This window comes from Arthrobacter sp. THG-b23, assembly GCF_059091265.1.
In genome coordinates, this window is record NZ_JBNHGM010000001.1 from 31,869 (window position 1) to 51,719 (window position 19,851).

Below are 19,851 nucleotides of genomic sequence, written 5' to 3' on the forward strand. Positions count from 1 at the left end.
CACGGCGCCTCGCCACGGCACCGCAGCACGGCGACGCAGGACGGCGCCGGCACGGCGCCTCGGTCTTCTCAGGCTGCAGCCGCGAGGAAACGTTCCAGCAGCAAGTTGAACGCCGCCGCCGGCTCTCCGGCCTGGTCGGCAACGACCTGCCCGAACCACAGCCCGCACACGCCGGCAGCGAAGAGCGTGCCTTCGGCCGCTGCCGTCTGCTCCCCTGCCCCGCGGCTCCTGAGCCAAGCGGTGGCGGAGTCGCGCCACCGGATGAACCCGGGCGGTCGCAGGGGCGGCGTCGAATGGGTGGTGTGCCTGGCGGCCGCCTGCTGGATGGCCGCTTCGAACCCCAGGCGCTGCAGGGCGCGGCTGTGCGGGGACTGCGAGTGCTCCCACACCTGGAGAAGCAACTGCCGCAGCTCCGGAACCTCCAGGTCGGCCAACTGCTCCGGCGACGGCGCGGAGAGATCGGCCTCGACCCGTTGCACAATCTCCTCGAGCAGCTGTTCCCGGTGCCCGAAGTGATAGACCAGCATGTAGCTGCTGATGCCCAGGGCTTCGGCCAGCGGGCGAAAGGACAGGTCCGCCAGGTTCTTGTCCTGCAGGTAGGCCAGGATGTCCTCGAGCAGCTGCGGCTTGCGCTGCGGATTCTGCGGTCTGGCCATGCGGGTGCCCTGCCTCCTTCTGCTTAGGACCTGACGCGCCCCGAAACGGATCGGGGGCACGGGTTGACGCGGCCGGGCATCGGCTCGGCTTCAGCGCGGCCGGCCATCGACTCGGCTTCAGCATAGTCGTTGGGGGCCGCAACACACGTGCTTCCGCGACTTGCCGGAACGCCTCGCAGATTAAGGGCCGGAGGCTCCCATACTGGGTGAAAGGGCAGAAACGCGGAATTGGACCGGCCGGCCGCCGGCAGTGAAGCGAGCGAGGATGGCAATGGTGGCTCCAGTACAGTCCCTGCTGCGGCGGTGCGGCGGCCGCTTCCGGGCGTGGCTCCAACGGCCGGCACCGGGAAGCCTGCCCGGAGCGGAGGCTTCGCCTCCGGATCCGTACCTGGCGCTGCTCAGCAGCCTGCGTTCCGCCTATCCCGAAGCCCGCCTCAGCACGCCCGGCGAGGACAAGGTCCGCGTGGAACTTCCCGGCGGCGACATCCTGCGCTTCTACGTCAAGCGCTAGCGGCACCGTACCCGCGCGCCCGGCCGATATGTTCCGGCCGCCTGTCACCCACGGCGGGGCCGGCAGGGTCGGCCGGGCTCCCCAGACGGCCGGGGAACCCGGTCCCGTGGATCAGGGCTGCGAGATCTTCACCATCTCTTCGCGCGGGACCACCTTGACGCGCTCGCGCTCGATAGCGGGAGCATCGCCGTCGTTGTTTTCGGGGACGAAGGAGGCCCCGAGCTCACGCTCATGGGCATCCAGCTTCAGCCAGCCTTCCCACGTGGTGTAGGCGACGCCTCGCTCCTCGAGCAGCTTGATGATGGCGTCCTCGGCGGGATCGGAGGCCGCGGACAGGTCCAGCCGGTCCTCGAGCAGGAAGCCGATGGTCTCCAGCGCATCGCCCTTGGTGTGCCCGATCAGGCCCACCGGTCCGCGCTTGATCCAGCCGGTGGCATAGATGCCCGGCACCGGGTTGCCGTCCTCGTCCAGGACGCGTCCGCCCTCGTTGGGGATCACGCCGCGGCGGGCATCGTAGCCGACCTCGGGCAGCTCGGAGCCGAAGTAGCCGATGGCCCGGTAGACCGCCTGCACGGGGTACTCCAGGATTTCGCCGGTGCCGCGGACGTTGCCGGTGCCGTCCAGTTCGTTGCGCTCGAACTTGATCGCCGCCACGTGCCCGGCGCCGTCGCCGGTGCCTTCCACGATCTCCACCGGGGTGTGCAGGAAGTGCAGGTGCAGGCGGCGGGAGGCGCCGGTGTCCTGTTCTTCCACCAGCCAGTTGGTGAGGGTGTTGACCATGGTCTTGGTCTGGTTGTTGGAGCGGATCGCCTCGTCGGAGCCCTCGTCGAAGTCGAAGTCCTCCGGGTAGAGCACGATGTCCACGTCGCGCGAATGTGAAAGCTCGCGCAGCTCCAGCGGGGTGAATTTCACCTGGGCCGGGCCGCGCCGGCCGAAGACGTGCACGTCGGTAACGGGCGAGTTCTTCAGGCCGCGGTACACGTTGTCCGGGATCTCGGTGCTGAGCAGGTCGTCGGCGTGCTTGGACAGCATGCGTGCCACGTCCAGGGCCACGTTGCCGTTGCCGATGACCGCGATTTCCTTGGCCTCCAGCGGCCAGTCGCGGGGCACGTCCGGATGGCCGTCGTACCAGGACACGAAGTCGGCGGCGCCGTAGGATCCTTCGAGCTCAACGCCGGGAATGTCCAGCGCGGCATCCTGGATGGCGCCGGTGGCGAAGATCACCGCGTCGTAGAAGTGCCGGAAGTCGCTCAGGGTCAGGTCCCGGCCGTAGTCGACGTTGCCCAGGAAGCGGATGTCGCCACGGTCCAGCACCTTGTGCAGGGCGTTGACGATGCCTTTGATCCGAGGGTGGTCGGGCGCCACGCCGTAGCGGATCAGGCCGTAGGGCGCGGGGTAGCGGTCGAAGAGGTCGATGCTGACCTCGAAGTCCCGCTCGGCCTTGGTGAGGATGTCAGCGGCGTAAACGCCGGCTGGTCCGGCGCCGACGATAGCCACCCTCAGGGGACGCTGGGTGATGGCCTCGGCAGAGTTAGACACGGGCAGTCCTTCTTCTTCGGGAATCCTCCTGCGCAATAAGCGCACAGTTTCCTATTCTAAATGCCCGCCCGTTTCCCTCCTAACAGTGTGCCGCGGATCTCACTGGCTCCCGGTCGCCGGCGGCAGGCCGCGGGCGGCTGTTTCCAACCGGTCCGGGCCGAACAGCGGCGAACCGTCGTCCGACTCGATCGACGCCAGCAGCTCATCGATCGGCGCCCCGGCGTAATAGCTCAGATGGCGCGCCCCGGTGCCGGTCGGGAAGAAGGCCCGAAACTCCCCTTGCTCACTGGTCCCGGTGAGGGTGACGGGGTAGGCCTGGTCAGGATCCTCGGCCCGGCAACCGTATCGGTCGGTGTAGGGCAGGAATCCGTCGCCGGCGTCCGCTGCTTCCAGGAACCGGTTCGCCCGGCCGCTGAGGAACAACAGGCAGCGGGTGAGTATGTCAGGGTCGTCGGTGCGCACGTAGGACCTCTTCCGGTCAGCATTGTCATGCGGCATTTCGAAGTCCAGGATGTACCCGTCGGCGGTCGCGCTGACGGTCGTGCGCTCTCCGGCCGCGTTCATGAAGGCCCATTGATCTTCACGGACCAGCGGTTCGGCTATGGCTGCGTACTGTACGGCCTTGTCCATCCGTTCGGGCGGCAGCCCCGCCAGCCGGCCCGGCAGTTCGGAAAGCATGTGGCCGGGCCTGCCCGGTCCAAACAGCGGGGCGCCGTCCGCCGCGACGAGTGACACCACGAGGGTCTCCAGCGGAAGTGCCGCATACCGGGTGAAGATCCGCGCATCCCGCGCCACCGGAAAGCCAGCGGTGACGGTGCCGCTCGGCCCCGTACGCTCGAGCACTGCAGGCGACTTGTGGGGCCTGGTGCGCATCGCCCAGCCGCTGGAGTCGTCCGTCCCCTGGTCGGACAGTGCCAGAAAGCGCAGGCCGCGGCGTTTGCGATGCCAGAACGCCGCCCGGAACAACAGGGTGCGCAGCAGGACCTCCGGGTCCGAGGTGCGGACGTATTCCCGTCTCCCGGGCCAATAACGCGCGATGACGTCCCGCAAGATGAACCCGTCGGCCTCGGCCGTGATGGACATCCGGACGCCGTATTCGTTCCGCACGGTCCAGGCGCCGTCCTCGATGGTGCTGCCGCCTCCGAACCACTGGGCAGCCGTGGCCAGCAGGGCGTCGTCCAGCTGCTCCAGGTGGGCGGTCATGTCAGAAGTCCGAGGCGCGGAGCAGCGCTTCCGGGCCGGCGGGGTCCACCACCATCGACAGCTCGGGCCTTTGGCGCAGCATGTCGATGGCCCAGGTTGCCGGCACTTCCCTGAACCTCGCCGAGGGCTTGAAGGCGGCGACTTCCGGCCCGGATGAGAACACGGGAAGAATCGGTCCCCCGTCCTGCCCCTTGAGCAGGATCGGGCCCCCGTCTGATCCGCCCTCATCGGCACGATCGGCCGCCAACACGACGGCGCCGGGCCGCTTGAGTTGTTCCACGACGGCGTTGGTGCCGGCCTGGCCGGCGACTGCCCGCTTCAGGCCGACATTGGCCAGACTCCCGACGGCGAAGCCGATCTCTTGGCGTCCGAGGGCGCAGGTCGGGCCCGCCGGGTTGATGCAGAGGTAGGCAATGTCCGGGTGGCTGTCGACGAACTTCAACAGTTCTTCGCCTGGCTGGACCCAGGACACGGGGGCTCCCGGTCGGCCAGTGGAGGCTCGGAACTCGGCCAGTTTCTCCTGGGAGGTGAAGGCGAGCACGGACGGCGAACCGTGGACTTCGACGACGCTGATACCGGGACGCCCGGGGTTATCGGTGGCATCGAGCAACAGTTCGCTGCCAATCAGGTGGCGCAACACATTGACTGCAGCCGCCTTCCCCGGATTTTCGCTGAATCTGGCCACCGCGGCCGCGACCAGGCGGTTGTCCACGCCGTGCCGGCCGGGTTGTTCATGCTCCGCTTCTGATACGGACGCCTGGCCGGCCGGCTCCCCCAGACCGAAATCGGGCGCGGGCTGGTCGAAATTGAAGTAGGTGTCCAGTGAGTATTTCGGTTCGGGCCAGTCCCGTGCGGAGAGGTTCACGGCGGCCGAGCGCCAGGACTCTCCGTTGTCCCCCACGCCGAGGCTGTGCAGTTCGGTGGCGGCGTCGAAGGGCGCGGTTCCGGGCTGCAGGGCCCCGGCATTGGCCGCGGCCCTTCCGCCGCGCTCTTGGGTGATGCGCATGAGCATGGCATCGGCGGCGGGCTTCAACTCCAACACCATCCGGTCCCATCCGGGCTCGCTGTTGACGGCCTGCAGCATCCAGCCGGCGAGTATCTCGGCCAACTGCTGTTGGCGGAGCAGCACAGGCGTCTGTTCGGACATGGGGTGTTTCCTTCTTCCGGGAGGGTGCGGGGGAGCTACTGGGTTGGGTCCTGGAAGGGAGCCCGTTCACTGCCTAGCACCAACTCTTCGGTTGCCGGGTCAAGATACGGCACGTCCAAACCGCTGCTTTCGAGGATGTCGCGCATCCATCCGGGAATCCCTTCCTGCTCGCGCGGGAACAAGGCCAGCTCGGCCTGGACCGCAGCGGGCGATACCGGAATTTGGAGGGCGCCCGGGGTGGGCTCCAACGGCTCCGTGTCGAACCGTTCGAACCGCGGTTCTTCGTCCGGGACCAGGGTCAGCCGGGCGGCGAACCAGGTGCCCTTGCCCTTCGTGTAGCTGGCGGCCTTGTCCGACTTCAACGCCCTGCGGTCCAGGGGTGCGGCGTCGGAGAAGTCAATGCTGACCCATGCGCCTTCTGCCGTACGTGCCACCTCCGTCCAAGAGACGGTTGCACCGTAGATCTCGAACTCCAGCCGGATCTCCTGATAGGTCCGGAACCGCGAAGAGGCCGCGGTTGCCATGGCCGACAAGAACTCGTCGGAGAGCAGCTGTGATGTCACGGGGAGTTCATTCCTTAGTTTTCGAAGTCGAAGCGCCGGGTTTGGCCGTTGACCGTTACTTTGAGTTCCACCATATGTGGAACACGGTTTCCGTCACCAGCATCGTAGATCGGGCGGACGTCCCACGTGACCGAGGGCTTGCTGCCCTCCGAAGACACGTCACGGAGCCGGTCGCGGATCCATAGCTCGGTGTCATACCAGGTCTCGGCGGCCCCCGTCAGCCGCAGCCGCTCGATGGGTGTCAGGGCGCCCAGGCCGAGGTTCCGGTTTTGGATGTTCAGCTGGGGAATCAGGTTGATCTTCTCCCCCGGGCCGCCGAACATTGCCGCGAGGAGGTGGCCGCCGTCGTAGTCGCCGCCGCCGTGTCCCCCAACGTGGGTCTGGTTGCCCGGATGCCGCCAGGTGTCGGCCTGGTTCTTGGGGAAGTACTCAAGGTCGTGGGCGTGCAGTGCCGTGGGGCGCCCGAACCCGTCCGTGTGGACCACGATGTTGCCGTCGATGTGGTACCTGATGTTGGGCCTCGGGTTGTTCAACTCAGGATTCCAGTTGCCCTTGGATCCGCTGGAAGCCTCGATGTGCTGGATGTGGCCGGCGGAGTTCGTGTAGAACTTTCCGCGGCCGTCCACCTCGTAGACGGTCGTGCGTTCCAGCGTGATGCCCTGCTCTTCGACCGCGTCAACGACGGACTTCCGTGCAGACAAGTCGAGGTCGTGCTCGGCCAACAGGTCCACCGGGTTGTCGGCGTTGCGTGCCCACGGCGGGTCGAACTGGCGCGGTCCCGTCTCGCGAAGGCCTTCCCTGCGGATCAGTTCGTCGACGCCGATGGCTTTCGGTTCCTGGCCCTGGGTGGTGTCGAGGAACCGCAGTTGGGTTCCGCCGCCCGGGCGTCCGAAAGCCGGGGCGATTTCGGAGACCTCGATCTTGACGCCCTCGGGCAACCGCTCAAGTTCGAAGTGGTGCAGCGGCTTGCCGAGGGTATCGACCGGCAGGCCGCGCATGTGCCACGGGGTCCCCTCGATGGCCAGGTAGTCTCCGCCGTTGGGACCGATCCGGTCCAACTTGACCTGTCCGAAGTCTGCCTGCAGGTCGTCGTACGACGAGTACGTCCGGATGGTTCCCTCGGCCGCTCCGGCGTTGTCCGGATAGGCCGCCCGGTACTCGTCCGGCCGGAACTCGTCCAACTCGCTGTAGCGGTTCGCGTACTCGCCTTTATCCAAGGGGTTCCCGAGCTCATCCGTGCCATAGGCAGGCTGGGAACGGTCCACGATGCCGTCGAGGTCGCTGTTGATGTCCAGGCGGCCGTGCTTGTCCTTGGGCAGGTCCGCCCAGTCCGGCATCTCGACGTCCTGGTAGAGGTCATCGGCCCGGTGCTGGCCGTACCTCGCGTGTGATTCCGGATTCTGGATGACGTCGGGCATGGCAGTGCCGTGTTGTGGTGACTGCGGATGGCGGAAGTTGTCGTCGACGCGCTGCCCGTTCACGTCATAGCCGTTGACACCGTCGTTGGCCTCCGCAGCGGGCGCCTTGGAGGTGGTGGGATCGGGTTCCGGAGTGTTGGAGGTGGTGGGATCGGGTTCCGGAGTGTTGGGGGTGGTGGGATCGGCTCCGTCGTCCGGCGCACTGCGCGGCGCCTCGGCGCCGGCCTCCGGTGCCTTGCCTCCGGGCGCTCCCGCGTCCACGGCGTTAGCTGCGGATACCGCCGTATCCGGAGCGCTGCGGGGCGCCTCGGTGTCGGGAGTGCGTGCCGGCGCCGGGTTGGTCTCCGGCGTCTCGATCCGCTGGCCATACTGCGGCGGGCCCGAACGTTCCGGCACCGTGTAGCCGCTGTTGCCCGGGGACGGCTTGGGCCCGTCCGCGTCGAAGTTCATGATGGGGCTGGTGTTCCGGCTGGACGGCATGTCCACGTCGAACCGGTGGGCAGGGGTGTAGCCACCGCCGGCGGTGGCCAGGCGCGGGCCCCCCAGCGCATTGGCCAGGTTGTCCGCGCCGGTTCGCAGCGACGTCGTGAGGTTGTCCGCTCCGGTGCGCAGGCCGGAGGAGGCGTTGCGCAGCCCGTCGGTGAAAACGTGTCCGGCGGTGCTGACGTAGGGGCGGACCGTGCCCGTGACCGTCTTGAAGCCGTTGGTCGTGACGTCGATGGCCGTGAATTTGAAGTTGGTGGAGAAGTCGATGGCCCGGGTGGTCAGGCCCGCGGTCTTGGACAGGCCGGAGAAGTCCAGCACCTTGGACGCTGCCCCGCCGGCGCGGCTGACCGCGGTGATCTTGTTGGCCACGCCGCCGGCCTTGGCCACGGCCCCGCCGCCGGCCGTCAGGAGGATGGCCGATAGATCGAACGCCGTCGCGCCGGCGGCATAGGCCGGGTCGCGCTGCCAGTCGTCCCAGTGGATGGCTGCCTTGCCGACGGCCAGCAGTTCCTCGCCCGCCTTTTTGACCGTTCCCGGGCCGCCGATCGATTCGGCGACGGCGGCGGTGATCGGGCTGGAAACGATGGCTACGTTCAGGGCGATCTGGCCGATGCCCTTCCAGGTGGCGGCGAAGGTCTCGCCGTCGGTGAAGTTGACCATGTTCCACAGGCCGGTCACCGTGCCGGTGATGCCGCTCCAGACGCCCTTGCCGAAGGACACCATGCCGTCCCAGACGTCCGCGTACCAGGGTTTGTCCCACTCGGTCGGCTTGCCCCAGGGAATGTGGCCCTCGCCGGTCGCCGAATCAAGCTGTTCTGCCGAGTATCCATACGCCTGCTCGCCGGTGCCGGGGCCGTCCTGCGTGGTTTCGACCAGCGTGATACCGCCGTAGAGCGCAGCAATCGCGTTGGCGCAGGTGCGCTCGGCCGCCATGTGCTCGGCCGCCAACGCGTTGGCGTCCCTGAGGATCCGGTTGTCGTCGTTGACCAGGTCCTCGTCCTTGCGCCAGTCGCTGCCTTCGTCCGCGATCCGCGCCCGCACGCCGTGCCAGCGGGCCACCAGCGCGTCGTAGCGCGACTTGAAGGTATCCGCCCAGTCGGCGAATGCCTCGATGGCCGCCTTAATGGCTGCGGTGTCGGACTTGATGTCCTCGGTGGTGGTCTTGATCGGCTGGACCGCGGCGTAGACCTGCGGGGCTTCCGGTGACTTGTAGACCGCTTCCAGCCCGCTCCAGTCGCTCTCGATCAGTTCGACGGCGTCGTCAATGTCTTCGGCCTTGTCATCCAGCGCCTTGGCATGGGTGCGCAGCAGTTCCGCGTCGGGACGCTGCGGGTATTCCTCGGCGTAGGGATCCCAGGCCGTCATTGATTCCCCTTATTCGGTGCGTGAGACAAGATGTTCGTGAAAGTGGCGGACCGGTTGATCAGAGCGCCAGCGGAGTGGGTCCGTGCGGTCGGTGCGGACGCGACGTGTCTTCCTCCTCGGGCAGGGTCCCGATCAGGTTCTGGGCGTCTCCGGCCATCTGCGCGTCCCCCACGACGTAGGAGTTCACCGCGTCCATGGTGCCCTGGAAGGTGGTCTGCAGCCGTCCGGCAACACTGTTCAGTCCGGGTTGGACGGTCTTCTCCGCCCACCCGTTGAGCGCATCCATCACCGGGCCGGACTTGGCCGCGGCGATGATGTCGCCGACTGCGGTACCCAGGGCCGGGAAATCCCTCTCAAAACTGGCGGCCCGCCCGCTGGCGGTAGTGACGATTGTTTGGACTTTGGTGGGTTCGATGTCCCAGCCGTCGAGTGCCACTGCTGTTTGCCTTCCGTGCCGGATGTTGGCGGTCTAGATGTTGGCGATCTTCCCGCCGGCCGTCTTGATGGTGTTGCCCGCGGTGCTCTTGGCGTCCTCCAGCAGCTTGTGGACGTCCGCCATGATGCCCGCAAACGCGAAGCCGGCGTCTGCCCAGGCCTGCTCCACCCGGTCGTACTGCTCTGCGATGTCGGTGGCCTGGAACTTGGCCTGCAGGTCCGCGGCGTCCTTCTTGCGGGTTTCCACCAGCGCGTTGAGCTTCTTCTTCACCCGGTCCAGGTTGTCCTGGGCCTGCGATGCTCCGCCGTCGGAGAAGGCGTATGAATTCTGGTCTGCCATGATGTTTCCTTCCTCATGCCCGGCCTCGGCCGGAAAAAGATCGTCTGTGAGTCAGTGCCGCCCTAGGGTGAGCGCCGCCCTAGGGTGTGTGCCGCTCGGGGGTGCGTGCCGTTGGGGGGTGCGTGCCGTTGGGCCGTCGCACCCCTGGGCCGGTGCCGCTGCCTGCGGCGGGCTAGCCGCGGTTGCGGAAGACTGCGTCGTCCCAGGCCGCCTTGCCCTCGGTGGCATCGGCGTCGTCGGCCTGCTGCTGCTCGCCCAGCTGCATGGTGGTGTTGACCTCGGACTGGCCCTGCTGAATGGAGACCAGGGATTTCTGCAGCCCGGACGCCACCATGTTGGCCCGGCCCATGATGCCCTTGAACTTTTCCCAGAAGTCGCCGGCGGTGTTGCCGCGCATGGGCTCGGGGACTGCCTCAAGTTCCTTCATCAGTGCCTGGAGTTCGGTGTCGGCCGCCGCGCTGGCCTTCCCGGCGTCGACAAACGCGCTCTTTTCCATCTTGATGAACTGGTTGCCGCTCATTGCTCCACCTCCGTGCCCCGTCACGGGGCTGTAGCTGCCGCTTGCGCCGGCGGACGCCTGCTGCGTCCGCGGTGCGCCGGGTTGCCGCCCGGCCGGTTGTCCTCGAGCGGTTCCCCGCCTTTACCATAGAACGCGCTGGCCCGCATTGCGTCAATCGAAGTTAATGGGTACATCTCCCCATCCTGCGCGGGACACGCGGGAATTAATCCATCGCTTGGAGCGATAAGCTCGGTAGGCGACGCACCGCTTGGGAGGAGAGACGTGGCCCACGATTACGACAACCAGCTCATTGAGTCCGTGGCTGTCCGGCGTGCCCGGCTGACCACGGCCCTCCTGTACGGCGCGAATCCGCTGCAGCGGCGCTGGAAGTCCAGCGTGCGCACCTTCTTCTTCAGCATCGCCATGGCGGCGGTCATTGCCGCCGTCTGCGTGGGCTATTCGTTCGTGACCAACCTGCTGGAAGACCTGCGGCAGGAACGGCAGCAGCGGGCGCAGTCCGCCGTCGTCCTCCACCTCAGTGGCGATCCGGCGGACGACGGCGGCGCCCGCCTGCCGCTCGCCCCCCACCGAGGAGCCGCTTGAGCATGGCCGAAACCTTTACCCGGGTCACCGTGGCCGGACCGCAGCGCCACGTGGACGTCCTGCTCCCGTCGCAGACGCCGGTCGGCCTGTTGCTGCCCCAGGTCCTGGAGCTGCTCGATGACCAGCCGGCCGCCGCCGTCGCCGTCAAGACGCTGATCACCCCCGCCGGCGATCCGGTCCGCGAGGACGCGTCGCTGACGGACGCGGGCATCGCCGACGGCGCCATGCTCCGGCTGGTGAATGTGTCCGAGGCCCCGCCCGCACCGGTGGTGTACGACATCACCGACGCCGTGGTGGAACAAACCGAGGACATCGGCGGCCGCTGGACCGAGCGGGTCCGCCGCGGGACGGGGGCCGTGTTCGCCGCCGTCGGACTCTACCTGGGCGTGCATCTGCTGCTCGACGGCGCCGCCACCGCCATGGCCGCCGCTGTCTTCTTCGCGCTGGCCGCGGTGCTGCTGGGCGCCGGCATCTACCTGGGCCGGGCGACCGCTACAGTACTGGGCCCGCTGCTCGTTGGCACCGGCTGGCTGCTGGCCGTGGGCGGCGTGCTGCGCCTGCCGGCCGATCCCGGGACGCACGCGCTGCTGGCCGCCGCGGCGAGCGCCGTGGCACTGGTCTGTGCGGGCCTGATCTCGCAGCGTCCGCGGGCACTGATGTCGGCTGCGGGCCTGCTGGCCCTGCTCACCGTTTTCTGGGCCGCCTCGCTGGCTCTCTTCAGCGACCCTGTGCGGGCTGCCGGCGTGGCCGCGCTGCTCAGCTGCGCAACCCTTGGCCTGCTGCCGCAGATCGCCCTCTCCACGTCCGGACTGGCCACGCTGGACGACCGGCGGGCCAAGGGCGGCCGCATCGGCCGCACCGACGTCCACGTGGCCATCGCCTCGGCGCACCGCGGGCTCAGCTTCGGCACCGCGCTGGCGGCGCTCTCCGTGGCCGCCGGATTGTGGATCCTGGGCACCGACACCGCGTCGCAGGTCTGGACGATGCCGCTGATCGGCTGCCTGGCCCTGGCCACCGGGCTGCGCGCGCGTGCCTTTCCGCTGGCCACCGATCGGATCGCGCTGTACCTGGCGGCCGCCGTCGGCACGCTCGCCCTGGCACGTTCGGTGCTGGCCTTCGCTCCCGGGCACGGCTGGATCGTTGCGGCCGGCCTGCTGGTGCTGGCCATCGCCGTCGTGATCTCGCTGACCGCCACGCTCGCCGACCATTCCGCGGCGAAACTGCGCCTGCTGGCCAACCGACTGGAGACGCTGGCCATCCTGGCCGCTGTCCCGCTGGTCATCGGCTTGTTCGGCGTCTTCGCCTCGCTGCTGACCACCTTCGACTGAGACAGGTTGGAACCGACTCCATGGAACCGATTTCGCGCAGGGACCTGATCGCCCGGGAGAATACCGCCACCGGCCACGTCCCGGCGGGCCCGCCCGCTCCGGGTTCCATGCCCCCGGCGGCCCCATCCGGTGCAGGCCGCCCCGGCCGGACGCAGTTGGCCGATCCGTGGAGCACGCCGGTTCCGTCCGCCGAACCCGCCGGGCCCGGTCCGTTCGAGTCCGATGCCGAACAGCGCCGCCGCCGCCTGCGCAGCCGGCGCGGCGAGCCCTGGCTGGTCCGCACCTTCCGGGCGGCGAAGGGCCTGGTCTCCTCCGACGACTATCCGCAGCGGCTGGTCGCCGCGACGGCCGGCGCGCAGGCCGCCGTCAGCACGGGGCGCCGGATCGCGGTGATCGGCAGCCGGGGCGGGGCCGGGAAGACCACGACGGCGGCGCTGCTGGCATCGCTGTACGCGGCGGCCCGGCAGGACACGATTGCGGCCGTGGACCTGGCACCCGCCGGCGGCACCCTGGCGCTGCGCCTCGGGGTGCCGGACGCGCCGGCGATCGACGACGCCGCCTCGGTCCTGCAATACTCCCCCGCCGCGGGCGCCGACGACCTGCGCCGGCGGCTGGCCGCCGCCGGGCCCAACCTCTGGGTGGCCGGAGCACGTGCCCTCGGCGGGCATGCCGGGAACACCGCGCTCTCCGCGGCGGGCCAGAACATCTCCCGGTACTGCCCGGTGGCGGTCTACGACTGCGCCACCGGTCCGGGCGAAAACCCGGACACCAACTGGGCAGTCGGCGCCGCGCAGTTGGCAGTGCTGGTGGCCCCCGCGTCGGTGGCCGGCGTCCAGGACGTGCGGCGGACGGCGGCCGCGTGGGCAGCCACCCCGGAGTTGGGCGGGACCGGCCTGCTGGCCGTGCTGACGCAGACGGATGCCGGTGCCCCGCTGGATCCGATGGCCGAAGCCAAGCTGCTGGCCCGGGACGGGATCCCCGTGATGCCTCTGGGGTACGACCGGCATCTGGCCAGCGGGGTGGAAATCGACCCGGGCCTGATGTCCCGTGCCGTCCGGCTGCAGGCGGCGGAGCTCGCCTCCACGGCGCTGGCCTTGGCGATGGAGCACACCGGCCGATGAGCGTGAAGATCTTCCACCGGCCGGCCCGGACCACCGCCCCGGCCCGTGAGGCCGCGCCCTTCAGCCTGGAGGCCCCGCCGCCGATGGGCGAGAAGTCCGGCAGGATGAACGCCATGGCGCTGATCCCGCTGCTGGGCGCCGGATTGTCCATGACCGTGATGATGCTCTTCCGCGGCAACAGCCTGGCCGCCGTCGGCGCCATCGCGATGATCGTGACCGTCGTCGCGTCCATCGTCATGATGCTGGGCCAGCGCGGCCGTGCGGCCCGTACCCGGGCCGAGGAACGCGACCGCTACCTGGAGTACCTGGAGGAGTCCCGGGCCACGCTCCGCGCCGACGAGCAGCGCACCATCACCACGGCGCGCACCAGCAACCCGGAACCCACTGCCCTCTTCGACATTGTCCGCAACACCGAACGGCTGTGGGAGCGGCGCCGCGGCAACGAGGACTTCCTGCACGTGCGGATCGGCTCCGGAGAGCGGATCAGCCGGCAGATCACCATCAACGAGCAGGGCCCGGCCACGGCCCAGCGCGACACCTTCATGGACAACGAGGTCCGGATCCTGCAGCGGCGGTATGAGAGGTCGCCGGATTTGCCGCTGACCCTGCCGCTGGACTCGGCCGGCAACGTCAGCATCGTCGGCTCCCGCGCGTTCGTGCTCAATGCCGCCCGCAACCTGCTCGCCGAGGCCTGCGCCTTCCACTCGCCCGAAGACCTGCATGTGGGCATCGCGGCCGGCGAAGACCGGCTGGGCGACTGGGACTGGGCCCTGTGGCTGCCGCACCTGGCGGACCAGAAGCAGGCGCACGCCACCGGCCCGGTCCGCCGGATGGCCCGCTCCCTGGACGAACTCGGGGCCGTGGTGGCCGATGAGCTGAACCGCCGCGCGGTGGTGGCGGCCGAATCCTCCAAGAACCTCAGGGGCGCCAGCCAGCACCTGCCGCGCCTGCTGGTGCTCGCCGACTGCTATGGCGGGCTCCCCGAAGAACTCGTGCTGCCGGACCGGCACGCCGGACTGGCCCACCTGGGGATCACCGTGGTGTACCTGGTGGCCGACCGCGGCCAGGAACCCGGCGAAGTCAGCGTGCGCGTCACCCAGGACGGTGCGGCCGCGAACGCCGCCCCGTCCGGTGCGCGCGCGGCCCTCCCCCGGGCGGGCCGCGCGGCAGGCGTCGCCGCCCCGGAAGCCGGCGCCCCGCCGTCGGACTCGGGATTCTTGATCCAGAACTACCGCGAGGATCCGGTCGAGCCGGTCGTTGAACAGGGAACCCTCGACCCCCTGGCCGTGGCGACCGCCGAGGCGCTGGCCCGGGAACTGGCGCCGATGCGGCTCTCGGCGGACTCGCTGGAACACAACACCGCCGCCAGCTCGGACAGCTTCCTGGACATGCTCGGCCTGAGCCCGGCACTGGACGAGGCGGACATCAGGCGGCTCTGGAAGCCGCGCAGCGAAGTGGACTTCCTGCGGATCCCGCTGGGCCCGGACGACCGCGGCCGGCCCGCCCTGTTGGATCTGAAGGAATCGGCGCAGTTCGGCATGGGCCCGCACGGGCTCTGCGTCGGCGCCACCGGCTCCGGCAAGTCGGAAATGCTGCGGTCGCTGGTGCTGGGCCTGCTGGCCACCCATCCGCCGGAATTGCTGTCCATGGTGCTGGTGGACTTCAAGGGCGGCGCCACGTTCGCTCCCTTCGCCGACGCGCCGCAGGTCTCCGGCGTGATCACCAACCTGGCCGACGACGCGAGCCTGATCGAACGCATTTACTCCAGCCTCAACGGCGAGGTGGTCCGCCGGCAGGAAGTGCTCAAGGCCGCCGGCAACATCGCCAACATCACCGACTACCAGCTGCACCGGCAGGAACGGCTGGCCCGCGGCGAAGCCATGGAGCCGCTGCCGCACCTGGTGGTGATCATCGACGAGTTCGGCGAACTGCTCACCGCCCGGCCGGACTTCATCGACCTGTTCCTCTCCATCGGCCGGATTGGCCGGTCCATCGGCGTGCACCTGCTGTTGAGCAGCCAGCGGATCGAGTCCGGCAAGCTGCGCGGGCTGGAGACCTACCTGTCCTACCGGATCGGCCTGCGCACGCTCTCCGAATCGGAGTCCCGCACCGTGTTGGACACGCCGGACGCCTTCCACCTGCCGCCGGTCCCCGGGTACGGCTACCTGAAGGTGGATACCACCGTCTACACCCGGTTCAAGGCCGGCTACGTGTCGGGCCCGCTGGAGGATGTCCAGGCCCGGGAGGCGGAGGAAACCGCCGGCGACGACGGCCCTCGGGTGCTGCCGATGCCCACCTATGCGGCCAGCCTGGAGCGGGCGGACGACGCCGGCGCGGCCGCCGCCAAGCCGGCCCGTACCGGTGCGTCCAAGCGCACCACCGGCCCGACCGTCTTGTCAGCGCTGATGGCCACCCTGGCCAGGTTCCCGCGCGCCATGGATCCCATCTGGCTGCCGCCGCTGCCGGCGGCGCTGGCATTGGACACCGCCGCCGGTTCGGTGACCACCACCAGCCAGGGCATCCGGCTCGCCTCCGGCGGCGGGCTGAAGGTCCCGATCGGCCTGCTGGATGACCCGGCCAAACAGTGGCAGGGTGTCTGGGAACTGGACCTGAAGTCGGCGGGCGGCAACGTGGCCATCATCGGCGGACCGCAGTCGGGCAAGAGCACCGCGCTGCGCACCATCGCGGCGTCGCTGGCCCTGACCCACAGCCCGCAGGAAGTGGGCATCTACTGCGTGGACCTGCTGGGGAACTCGCTGATCCCGCTGGAGGGCCTGCCGCATGTGGGCGGCGTGGCCGTGCGGACCAACCGCGAGGTGGTCCGCCGCACGGTCGAAGAACTGCTGGCCATGCTGGGTGAACGTGAGATCGTCTTCGAGAAGTACCAGGTGGACTCGCTGGCCACCTTGCGCAGGTTGTGCGCCCAGGGCAAGATTCCCGAACTGCCCAGCGCCGACGTCGTGCTGGTCCTGGACGGCTACGGCCTGCTGACCGATGAATTCGAGGACATCGAGCCGGCCGTGCATTCGCTGATCGCCCGCGGCGGCGGCTATGGCATCCACGTGGTCACCACCGCCAACCGGCAGAACGAGATCCGGCTGGCCCAGCAGTCCTTCTTCGGCACCAAGATCGAGCTGCGCTTGGCCGATCCGGCAGATTCCTCCTACGGCCGCAAGCTGGCCGAGACCATGCCCGCCGACCGCCCGGGCCGCGCGCTGACCGACGCCAAGCTTTTCGGCCACTTTGCGCTCCCCCGCATCGACGGCGTGGCCGACGCGGACACGGCCACGCAGGGCACCCGGGACATGGTGGCCGCCGTCGCCGCCTCCACCGATGCCCGCGCCATGCAGGTGCGCATCCTGCCGCAGGTGGTGGAAGCCGCCCAGCTCGAGGTCCCGGCGCTCCAGGGCCTGCTGCCGCTCGGCCTGCGCGAGACCGATCTGGGCCCCGAAATGCTGGACGTCGTCCGCGGCGAGCACCATCTGATCGTGATGGGCGACGAACAGTCCGGAAAGACCAACCTGGTCCGTTCCCTGGTGGCCTCGCTGGTGGCGCAGTACCCGTCCCGGGACCTGGTCTTCGCCGTCTTCGACCCCCGCCGGGCGCTGGCCGACGTGGTCCCGGATGCCTACCTGGGCGGCTACGCGCCGAGCGCCGCCCAGGCCGAGCCGCTGGCCAACGCCATCGCCTCGGAGCTGTCCAAGCGAGCCGCCGGCGGCGACGCGATGCAGGACAGCATCGGCGAGGCGGACAGCATCCCGCGGATAGTGCTGCTGGCCGATGACTACGACATCCTCACGGCCGGCGGCGCCGGACCGCTCCGCTCGCTGATCGAGTACCTGCCGATGGGCCCGGAACTGCAGCTGAACGTGATCCTCACCCGCCGGGTGCGCGGGGCCGGCCGCGGCATGTACGAACAGTTCTTCGCCGCGCTGCGGGACTCCGGCAGCACCGGAGTGATCCTTTCCGGCGACCGCTCCGAAGGCGGCCTGCTCAACAACGTGCGCGCCCGCCGCTTGCCGCCCGGCCGCGGACTGCTGGTCCGCTCCGGCGGCCCGGTGCAGACCGTGCAGACCCTATGGACGCCGATGGAGGAAACCGCCAATGTCTAACACCCTCACCGTCGTCGCGCTCGATGAACCGGGCCAGGACGTGGTCATGGTTTCGCTGCTGGCCGTGGTGCCGCAGGAGTACGTCCGCCAGGTGGCCGGCAACGCCCTGCTGGAAGTGGAGGACGGCAGCGGCACCACCATGCTCGCCGTCGAACTGCCGCGCCTGGTCCGGGTCCCCGGCGAGGTGTCCCGGCTGCTCGCCGGCGCCACCGTCAAGGCCATCGAGGGCACCCCGATCCCGTCGATCTTCTCCGACGACCCGGACTTCGCCGAGCCCGAGCACCAGGACCTGTGGTGGCAGGAGATCACCATCCGCAACGGCATCCCCGACGGCGACCAGCTCGGCTACCGGGTGGCGCAGAACATCGCCGTGCGGTGCCGCGGCGCCGTCGTCGCCCACCAACTGCCCGGGTCCGGAGAATAGTGATGGACATGCACGCTTCCGCCTTCGATTTCCACACCGGGCGAACCGCCGTCGTCTTCCAAGACAAGCCGCTGGCGTTCCTCTCCCCCGCCCTCACCCGCGCCTATGTGGCCGCCCGCGCATCGGAGCGCCAGTTCGTGGTGATGACGCCCAGCACCAGCACCCTGACGCTGCCGCTGTACCAGCTGCTGCAGCGCGAGGGCTGCATCTGGATGGCCAGCGCCGCGGACGGCACGTTCTACAACGGCTTCACCGGCCAGCAGTACCGCTGGAGCGGTGACGTTTTCGCCGCCGAGGAACAGTTGGCAGCGGACTACCTCCAGGCACCGGCCGGATCCGACGGCGTGATCCAGGCCCGCGGCGAGATTTTGCATCCGGCCAGCGAGTCCACCCGTATCGGCGACTTCACCGCCGCGCTGTTCACGGAGCTGACCGGCGCCGGGCCGGTGGGGTGGGGCATCCACGAACCGGTCAGCGAACCGTGGGACGCGGCCGAACTCACCAGCTACTGCTTCCGCCTCGCGCCGATGACCAGCAACATCGTCGTGGTCGGCCGCCCCCGTCCCGGCACGGAGGTGCCGTCCATCGGCGTGCTGACGGTGACGCGCTCGTCGACGGGTGTCCACGAGTCGGTGGAGCTGTTCTGCGAATCGGTGGATCCGCTCAGCGACGACGAGCTGGCCTCCTTCGGTTCGGCCGTGCACCGCGCACACGCCCGCACCGCGCTGGCCGGGCACACCATGCTGCTGGACCGGCTGGCCTTCCCCGCCCGCTTCACCGGCGTCAGCGTCCCCGCATGCTCGTTCTTCGGGCCGCAGGCGCTTGCGCAGTTCGGTCCGCAGCAGGCCCTGGCCGCCGCCGGCGAGCGCGCGCGGCTGGTGGGCGTCCCGCCGCTGCAGTCGCTCGCCGTCACGTACCACCGCGATCCCTCCGGGGGCCGTCAGCATCCGCTCGACGAGTTCAGCGAACTGGTGGGAAAGCTGGCCGGCGGGAAGTTCTGACCGCCGCGGCTGCACAGGAGTACGGTGGGTGGAATGGAACCCACTGACCGGAGGTTGTCGCCAGCGTGTCCATGAACGACGGCGGTGCCTCCTCCTCCCGATCCTCCGTCCCTGCGCCTCGGGCCGAGACACGCAGTGACGGCGTCCCCGCATCCGCACCGCGGCGGCGGACCACCGAGACCCGGGCCGGCATGGCGTATGGCCTCTCGGCCTACGGCCTCTGGGGCATCCTCCCCCTGTACTTCACCGCCCTGATACCCGCCGGGCCGCTGGAGATCGTGGCCAACCGGATTGTTTGGTCGCTGCTGTTCTGTTTCCTGCTGATCACGGCGCTGCGCGGCTGGCGCACCTTCCGCGTCGCGCTGGTCAACAGGCGCACCTTCGCCACCTTGTCCCTGGCCGCGGTCCTTATTGCGGTCAACTGGTTCACCTACACGTTCGCGGTGCTGAATGAACACGCCATCGAAGCGGCGCTGGGGTACTTCATCAACCCGCTCGTGTCCGTGCTGTTGGGGGTCATCCTGCTCAAGGAACGGCTCCGCCCGGCCCAGTGGGCCGCGATGGGCGTGGCGTTCGCAGCGGTACTGGTGCTCGCGTTCGGGTACGGCAACGTCCCCTGGATTGCACTGATCCTGGCGCTCAGCTTCGGGTTTTACGGCCTGGTCAAGAAAAACATTGGCGGCCGGGTCGATGCCGTCACCAGCCTCAGCGTGGAAACGTTGGTGCTGGCCCCGGTCTCGGTGGTCATCATGCTCATCCTGATGGCCGGCGGCCAGGCCACTGTGCTGTCCGAAGGCACCAGCCACTTCTGGCTGATGGCGGCCAGCGGACTCATCACCGCGCTGCCGCTCCTGTTCTTCGGCGCCGCCGCCCGCCGCCTGCCGCTGAGCACTGTCGGCATGTTGCAGTATCTGGCACCCATCCTGCAGTTCATCATCGCGCTCGTCTTCCTGCACGAGCCCATGCCGCTGGAACGCTGGATCGGTTTCGGCCTGGTCTGGTTCTCCCTGGCCATCCTGACCACCGACATGGCCGTTGCCCTCAAGCGGGCGCCCAAGGCCGGGGGCGAACCCGCGGCGGCAGCCGCGGGTTAGGGCGGC

At 69.2% G+C, this 19,851-nt stretch carries 17 protein-coding genes; 8 read left to right on the forward strand and 9 right to left on the reverse strand.

What is annotated here, in order from left to right; translation table 11 throughout:
* Positions 1-68: 68 nt before the first annotated feature.
* Positions 69-656, reverse strand: a complete 588-nt coding sequence (locus AC5RVD_RS00180; RefSeq protein ID WP_494125580.1) for a TetR/AcrR family transcriptional regulator — start codon at positions 654-656, stop codon at positions 69-71.
* Between the two features lie 271 nt (positions 657-927).
* Between AC5RVD_RS00180 and AC5RVD_RS00185 the strand changes: the two genes are divergently transcribed.
* Positions 928-1,167 carry a hypothetical protein gene (locus tag AC5RVD_RS00185; protein WP_494125581.1) on the forward strand — a complete coding sequence of 80 codons (240 nt, stop codon included), beginning with the start codon at positions 928-930 and terminating at the stop codon, positions 1,165-1,167.
* Positions 1,168-1,278: 111 nt separating this feature from the next.
* Here the strand turns inward: AC5RVD_RS00185 and AC5RVD_RS00190 are convergent, their stop codons facing one another.
* The 8 genes from AC5RVD_RS00190 to AC5RVD_RS00225 form a co-directional block, all read right to left on the reverse strand.
* Positions 1,279-2,706, reverse strand: a complete 1,428-nt coding sequence (locus AC5RVD_RS00190; protein ID WP_494125582.1) for an FAD-dependent oxidoreductase — start codon at positions 2,704-2,706, stop codon at positions 1,279-1,281.
* A gap of 99 nt (positions 2,707-2,805) precedes the next feature.
* Entirely contained in the window at positions 2,806-3,909 is a 1,104-nt protein-coding gene (locus AC5RVD_RS00195; RefSeq protein WP_494125583.1) for an Imm61 family immunity protein, read from the reverse strand.
* 1 nt (position 3,910) lies between these two features.
* Positions 3,911-5,056, reverse strand: a complete 1,146-nt coding sequence (locus AC5RVD_RS00200; protein WP_494112468.1) for an SseB family protein — start codon at positions 5,054-5,056, stop codon at positions 3,911-3,913.
* 35 nt (positions 5,057-5,091) lie between these two features.
* Positions 5,092-5,619, reverse strand: coding sequence for a hypothetical protein (locus AC5RVD_RS00205; RefSeq protein WP_494125584.1), 528 nt, complete (start codon positions 5,617-5,619; stop codon positions 5,092-5,094).
* 14 nt (positions 5,620-5,633) lie between these two features.
* On the reverse strand, positions 5,634-8,888 hold the full coding sequence (locus AC5RVD_RS00210; RefSeq protein ID WP_494125585.1) for a glycohydrolase toxin TNT-related protein: 3,255 nt from the start codon (positions 8,886-8,888) through the stop codon (positions 5,634-5,636).
* 58 nt (positions 8,889-8,946) lie between these two features.
* A complete protein-coding gene (locus AC5RVD_RS00215) occupies positions 8,947-9,324 on the reverse strand; it encodes a DUF6507 family protein (protein WP_494112465.1) in 378 nt (125 codons plus the stop codon).
* A gap of 33 nt (positions 9,325-9,357) precedes the next feature.
* Positions 9,358-9,663, reverse strand: coding sequence for a hypothetical protein (locus tag AC5RVD_RS00220; protein ID WP_493989446.1), 306 nt, complete (start codon positions 9,661-9,663; stop codon positions 9,358-9,360).
* A 172-nt stretch (positions 9,664-9,835) separates the two neighbouring features.
* A complete protein-coding gene (locus AC5RVD_RS00225; protein WP_493939538.1) occupies positions 9,836-10,183 on the reverse strand; it encodes a hypothetical protein in 348 nt (115 codons plus the stop codon).
* Between the two features lie 261 nt (positions 10,184-10,444).
* Between AC5RVD_RS00225 and AC5RVD_RS00230 the strand changes: the two genes are divergently transcribed.
* The 7 genes from AC5RVD_RS00230 to rarD all read left to right on the forward strand — a co-directional run bounded on the left by AC5RVD_RS00230 (position 10,445) and on the right by rarD (position 19,845).
* The gene (locus AC5RVD_RS00230) at positions 10,445-10,765 is read left to right on the forward strand and encodes a hypothetical protein (RefSeq protein ID WP_494112464.1); all 321 of its coding nucleotides are present in this window, start codon (positions 10,445-10,447) and stop codon (positions 10,763-10,765) included.
* A 2-nt stretch (positions 10,766-10,767) separates the two neighbouring features.
* A complete protein-coding gene (gene eccD / locus AC5RVD_RS00235; RefSeq protein ID WP_494125586.1) occupies positions 10,768-12,093 on the forward strand; it encodes a type VII secretion integral membrane protein EccD in 1,326 nt (441 codons plus the stop codon).
* 20 nt (positions 12,094-12,113) lie between these two features.
* A complete protein-coding gene (locus tag AC5RVD_RS00240) occupies positions 12,114-13,214 on the forward strand; it encodes a nucleotide-binding protein (protein ID WP_494125587.1) in 1,101 nt (366 codons plus the stop codon).
* The gene (eccCa, locus tag AC5RVD_RS00245) at positions 13,211-17,326 is read left to right on the forward strand and encodes a type VII secretion protein EccCa (RefSeq protein WP_494125588.1); all 4,116 of its coding nucleotides are present in this window, start codon (positions 13,211-13,213) and stop codon (positions 17,324-17,326) included. Before AC5RVD_RS00240 ends, eccCa begins: the two co-directional genes overlap by 4 nt.
* Positions 17,319-17,750, forward strand: a complete 432-nt coding sequence (locus tag AC5RVD_RS00250; protein WP_494125589.1) for a hypothetical protein — start codon at positions 17,319-17,321, stop codon at positions 17,748-17,750. Before eccCa ends, AC5RVD_RS00250 begins: the two co-directional genes overlap by 8 nt.
* Positions 17,751-17,758: 8 nt before the next feature.
* The gene (locus AC5RVD_RS00255; RefSeq protein WP_494125590.1) at positions 17,759-18,751 is read left to right on the forward strand and encodes a DUF6177 family protein; all 993 of its coding nucleotides are present in this window, start codon (positions 17,759-17,761) and stop codon (positions 18,749-18,751) included.
* A gap of 71 nt (positions 18,752-18,822) precedes the next feature.
* The gene (gene rarD, locus AC5RVD_RS00260) at positions 18,823-19,845 is read left to right on the forward strand and encodes an EamA family transporter RarD (RefSeq protein WP_494112503.1); all 1,023 of its coding nucleotides are present in this window, start codon (positions 18,823-18,825) and stop codon (positions 19,843-19,845) included.
* Positions 19,846-19,851 lie beyond the last annotated feature (6 nt).

What these genes read in the sequence shown, in the direction of transcription:
- AC5RVD_RS00180 (WP_494125580.1), bottom strand. Translation starts at nt 656, where the DNA reads ATGGCCAGACCGCAGAATCCGCAGCGCAAGCCGCAGCTGCTCGAGGAC.
- AC5RVD_RS00185 (WP_494125581.1), top strand. Translation starts at nt 928, where the DNA reads ATGGTGGCTCCAGTACAGTCCCTGCTGCGGCGGTGCGGCGGCCGCTTC.
- AC5RVD_RS00195 (WP_494125583.1), bottom strand. Translation starts at nt 3,909, where the DNA reads ATGACCGCCCACCTGGAGCAGCTGGACGACGCCCTGCTGGCCACGGCT.
- AC5RVD_RS00200 (WP_494112468.1), bottom strand. Translation starts at nt 5,056, where the DNA reads ATGTCCGAACAGACGCCTGTGCTGCTCCGCCAACAGCAGTTGGCCGAG.
- AC5RVD_RS00210 (WP_494125585.1), bottom strand. Translation starts at nt 8,888, where the DNA reads ATGACGGCCTGGGATCCCTACGCCGAGGAATACCCGCAGCGTCCCGAC.
- AC5RVD_RS00220 (WP_493989446.1), bottom strand. Translation starts at nt 9,663, where the DNA reads ATGGCAGACCAGAATTCATACGCCTTCTCCGACGGCGGAGCATCGCAG.
- AC5RVD_RS00225 (WP_493939538.1), bottom strand. Translation starts at nt 10,183, where the DNA reads ATGAGCGGCAACCAGTTCATCAAGATGGAAAAGAGCGCGTTTGTCGAC.
- eccD (WP_494125586.1), top strand. Translation starts at nt 10,768, where the DNA reads ATGGCCGAAACCTTTACCCGGGTCACCGTGGCCGGACCGCAGCGCCAC.
- AC5RVD_RS00240 (WP_494125587.1), top strand. Translation starts at nt 12,114, where the DNA reads ATGGAACCGATTTCGCGCAGGGACCTGATCGCCCGGGAGAATACCGCC.
- eccCa (WP_494125588.1), top strand. Translation starts at nt 13,211, where the DNA reads ATGAGCGTGAAGATCTTCCACCGGCCGGCCCGGACCACCGCCCCGGCC.
- AC5RVD_RS00250 (WP_494125589.1), top strand. Translation starts at nt 17,319, where the DNA reads ATGTCTAACACCCTCACCGTCGTCGCGCTCGATGAACCGGGCCAGGAC.
- AC5RVD_RS00255 (WP_494125590.1), top strand. Translation starts at nt 17,759, where the DNA reads ATGCACGCTTCCGCCTTCGATTTCCACACCGGGCGAACCGCCGTCGTC.
- rarD (WP_494112503.1), top strand. Translation starts at nt 18,823, where the DNA reads ATGAACGACGGCGGTGCCTCCTCCTCCCGATCCTCCGTCCCTGCGCCT.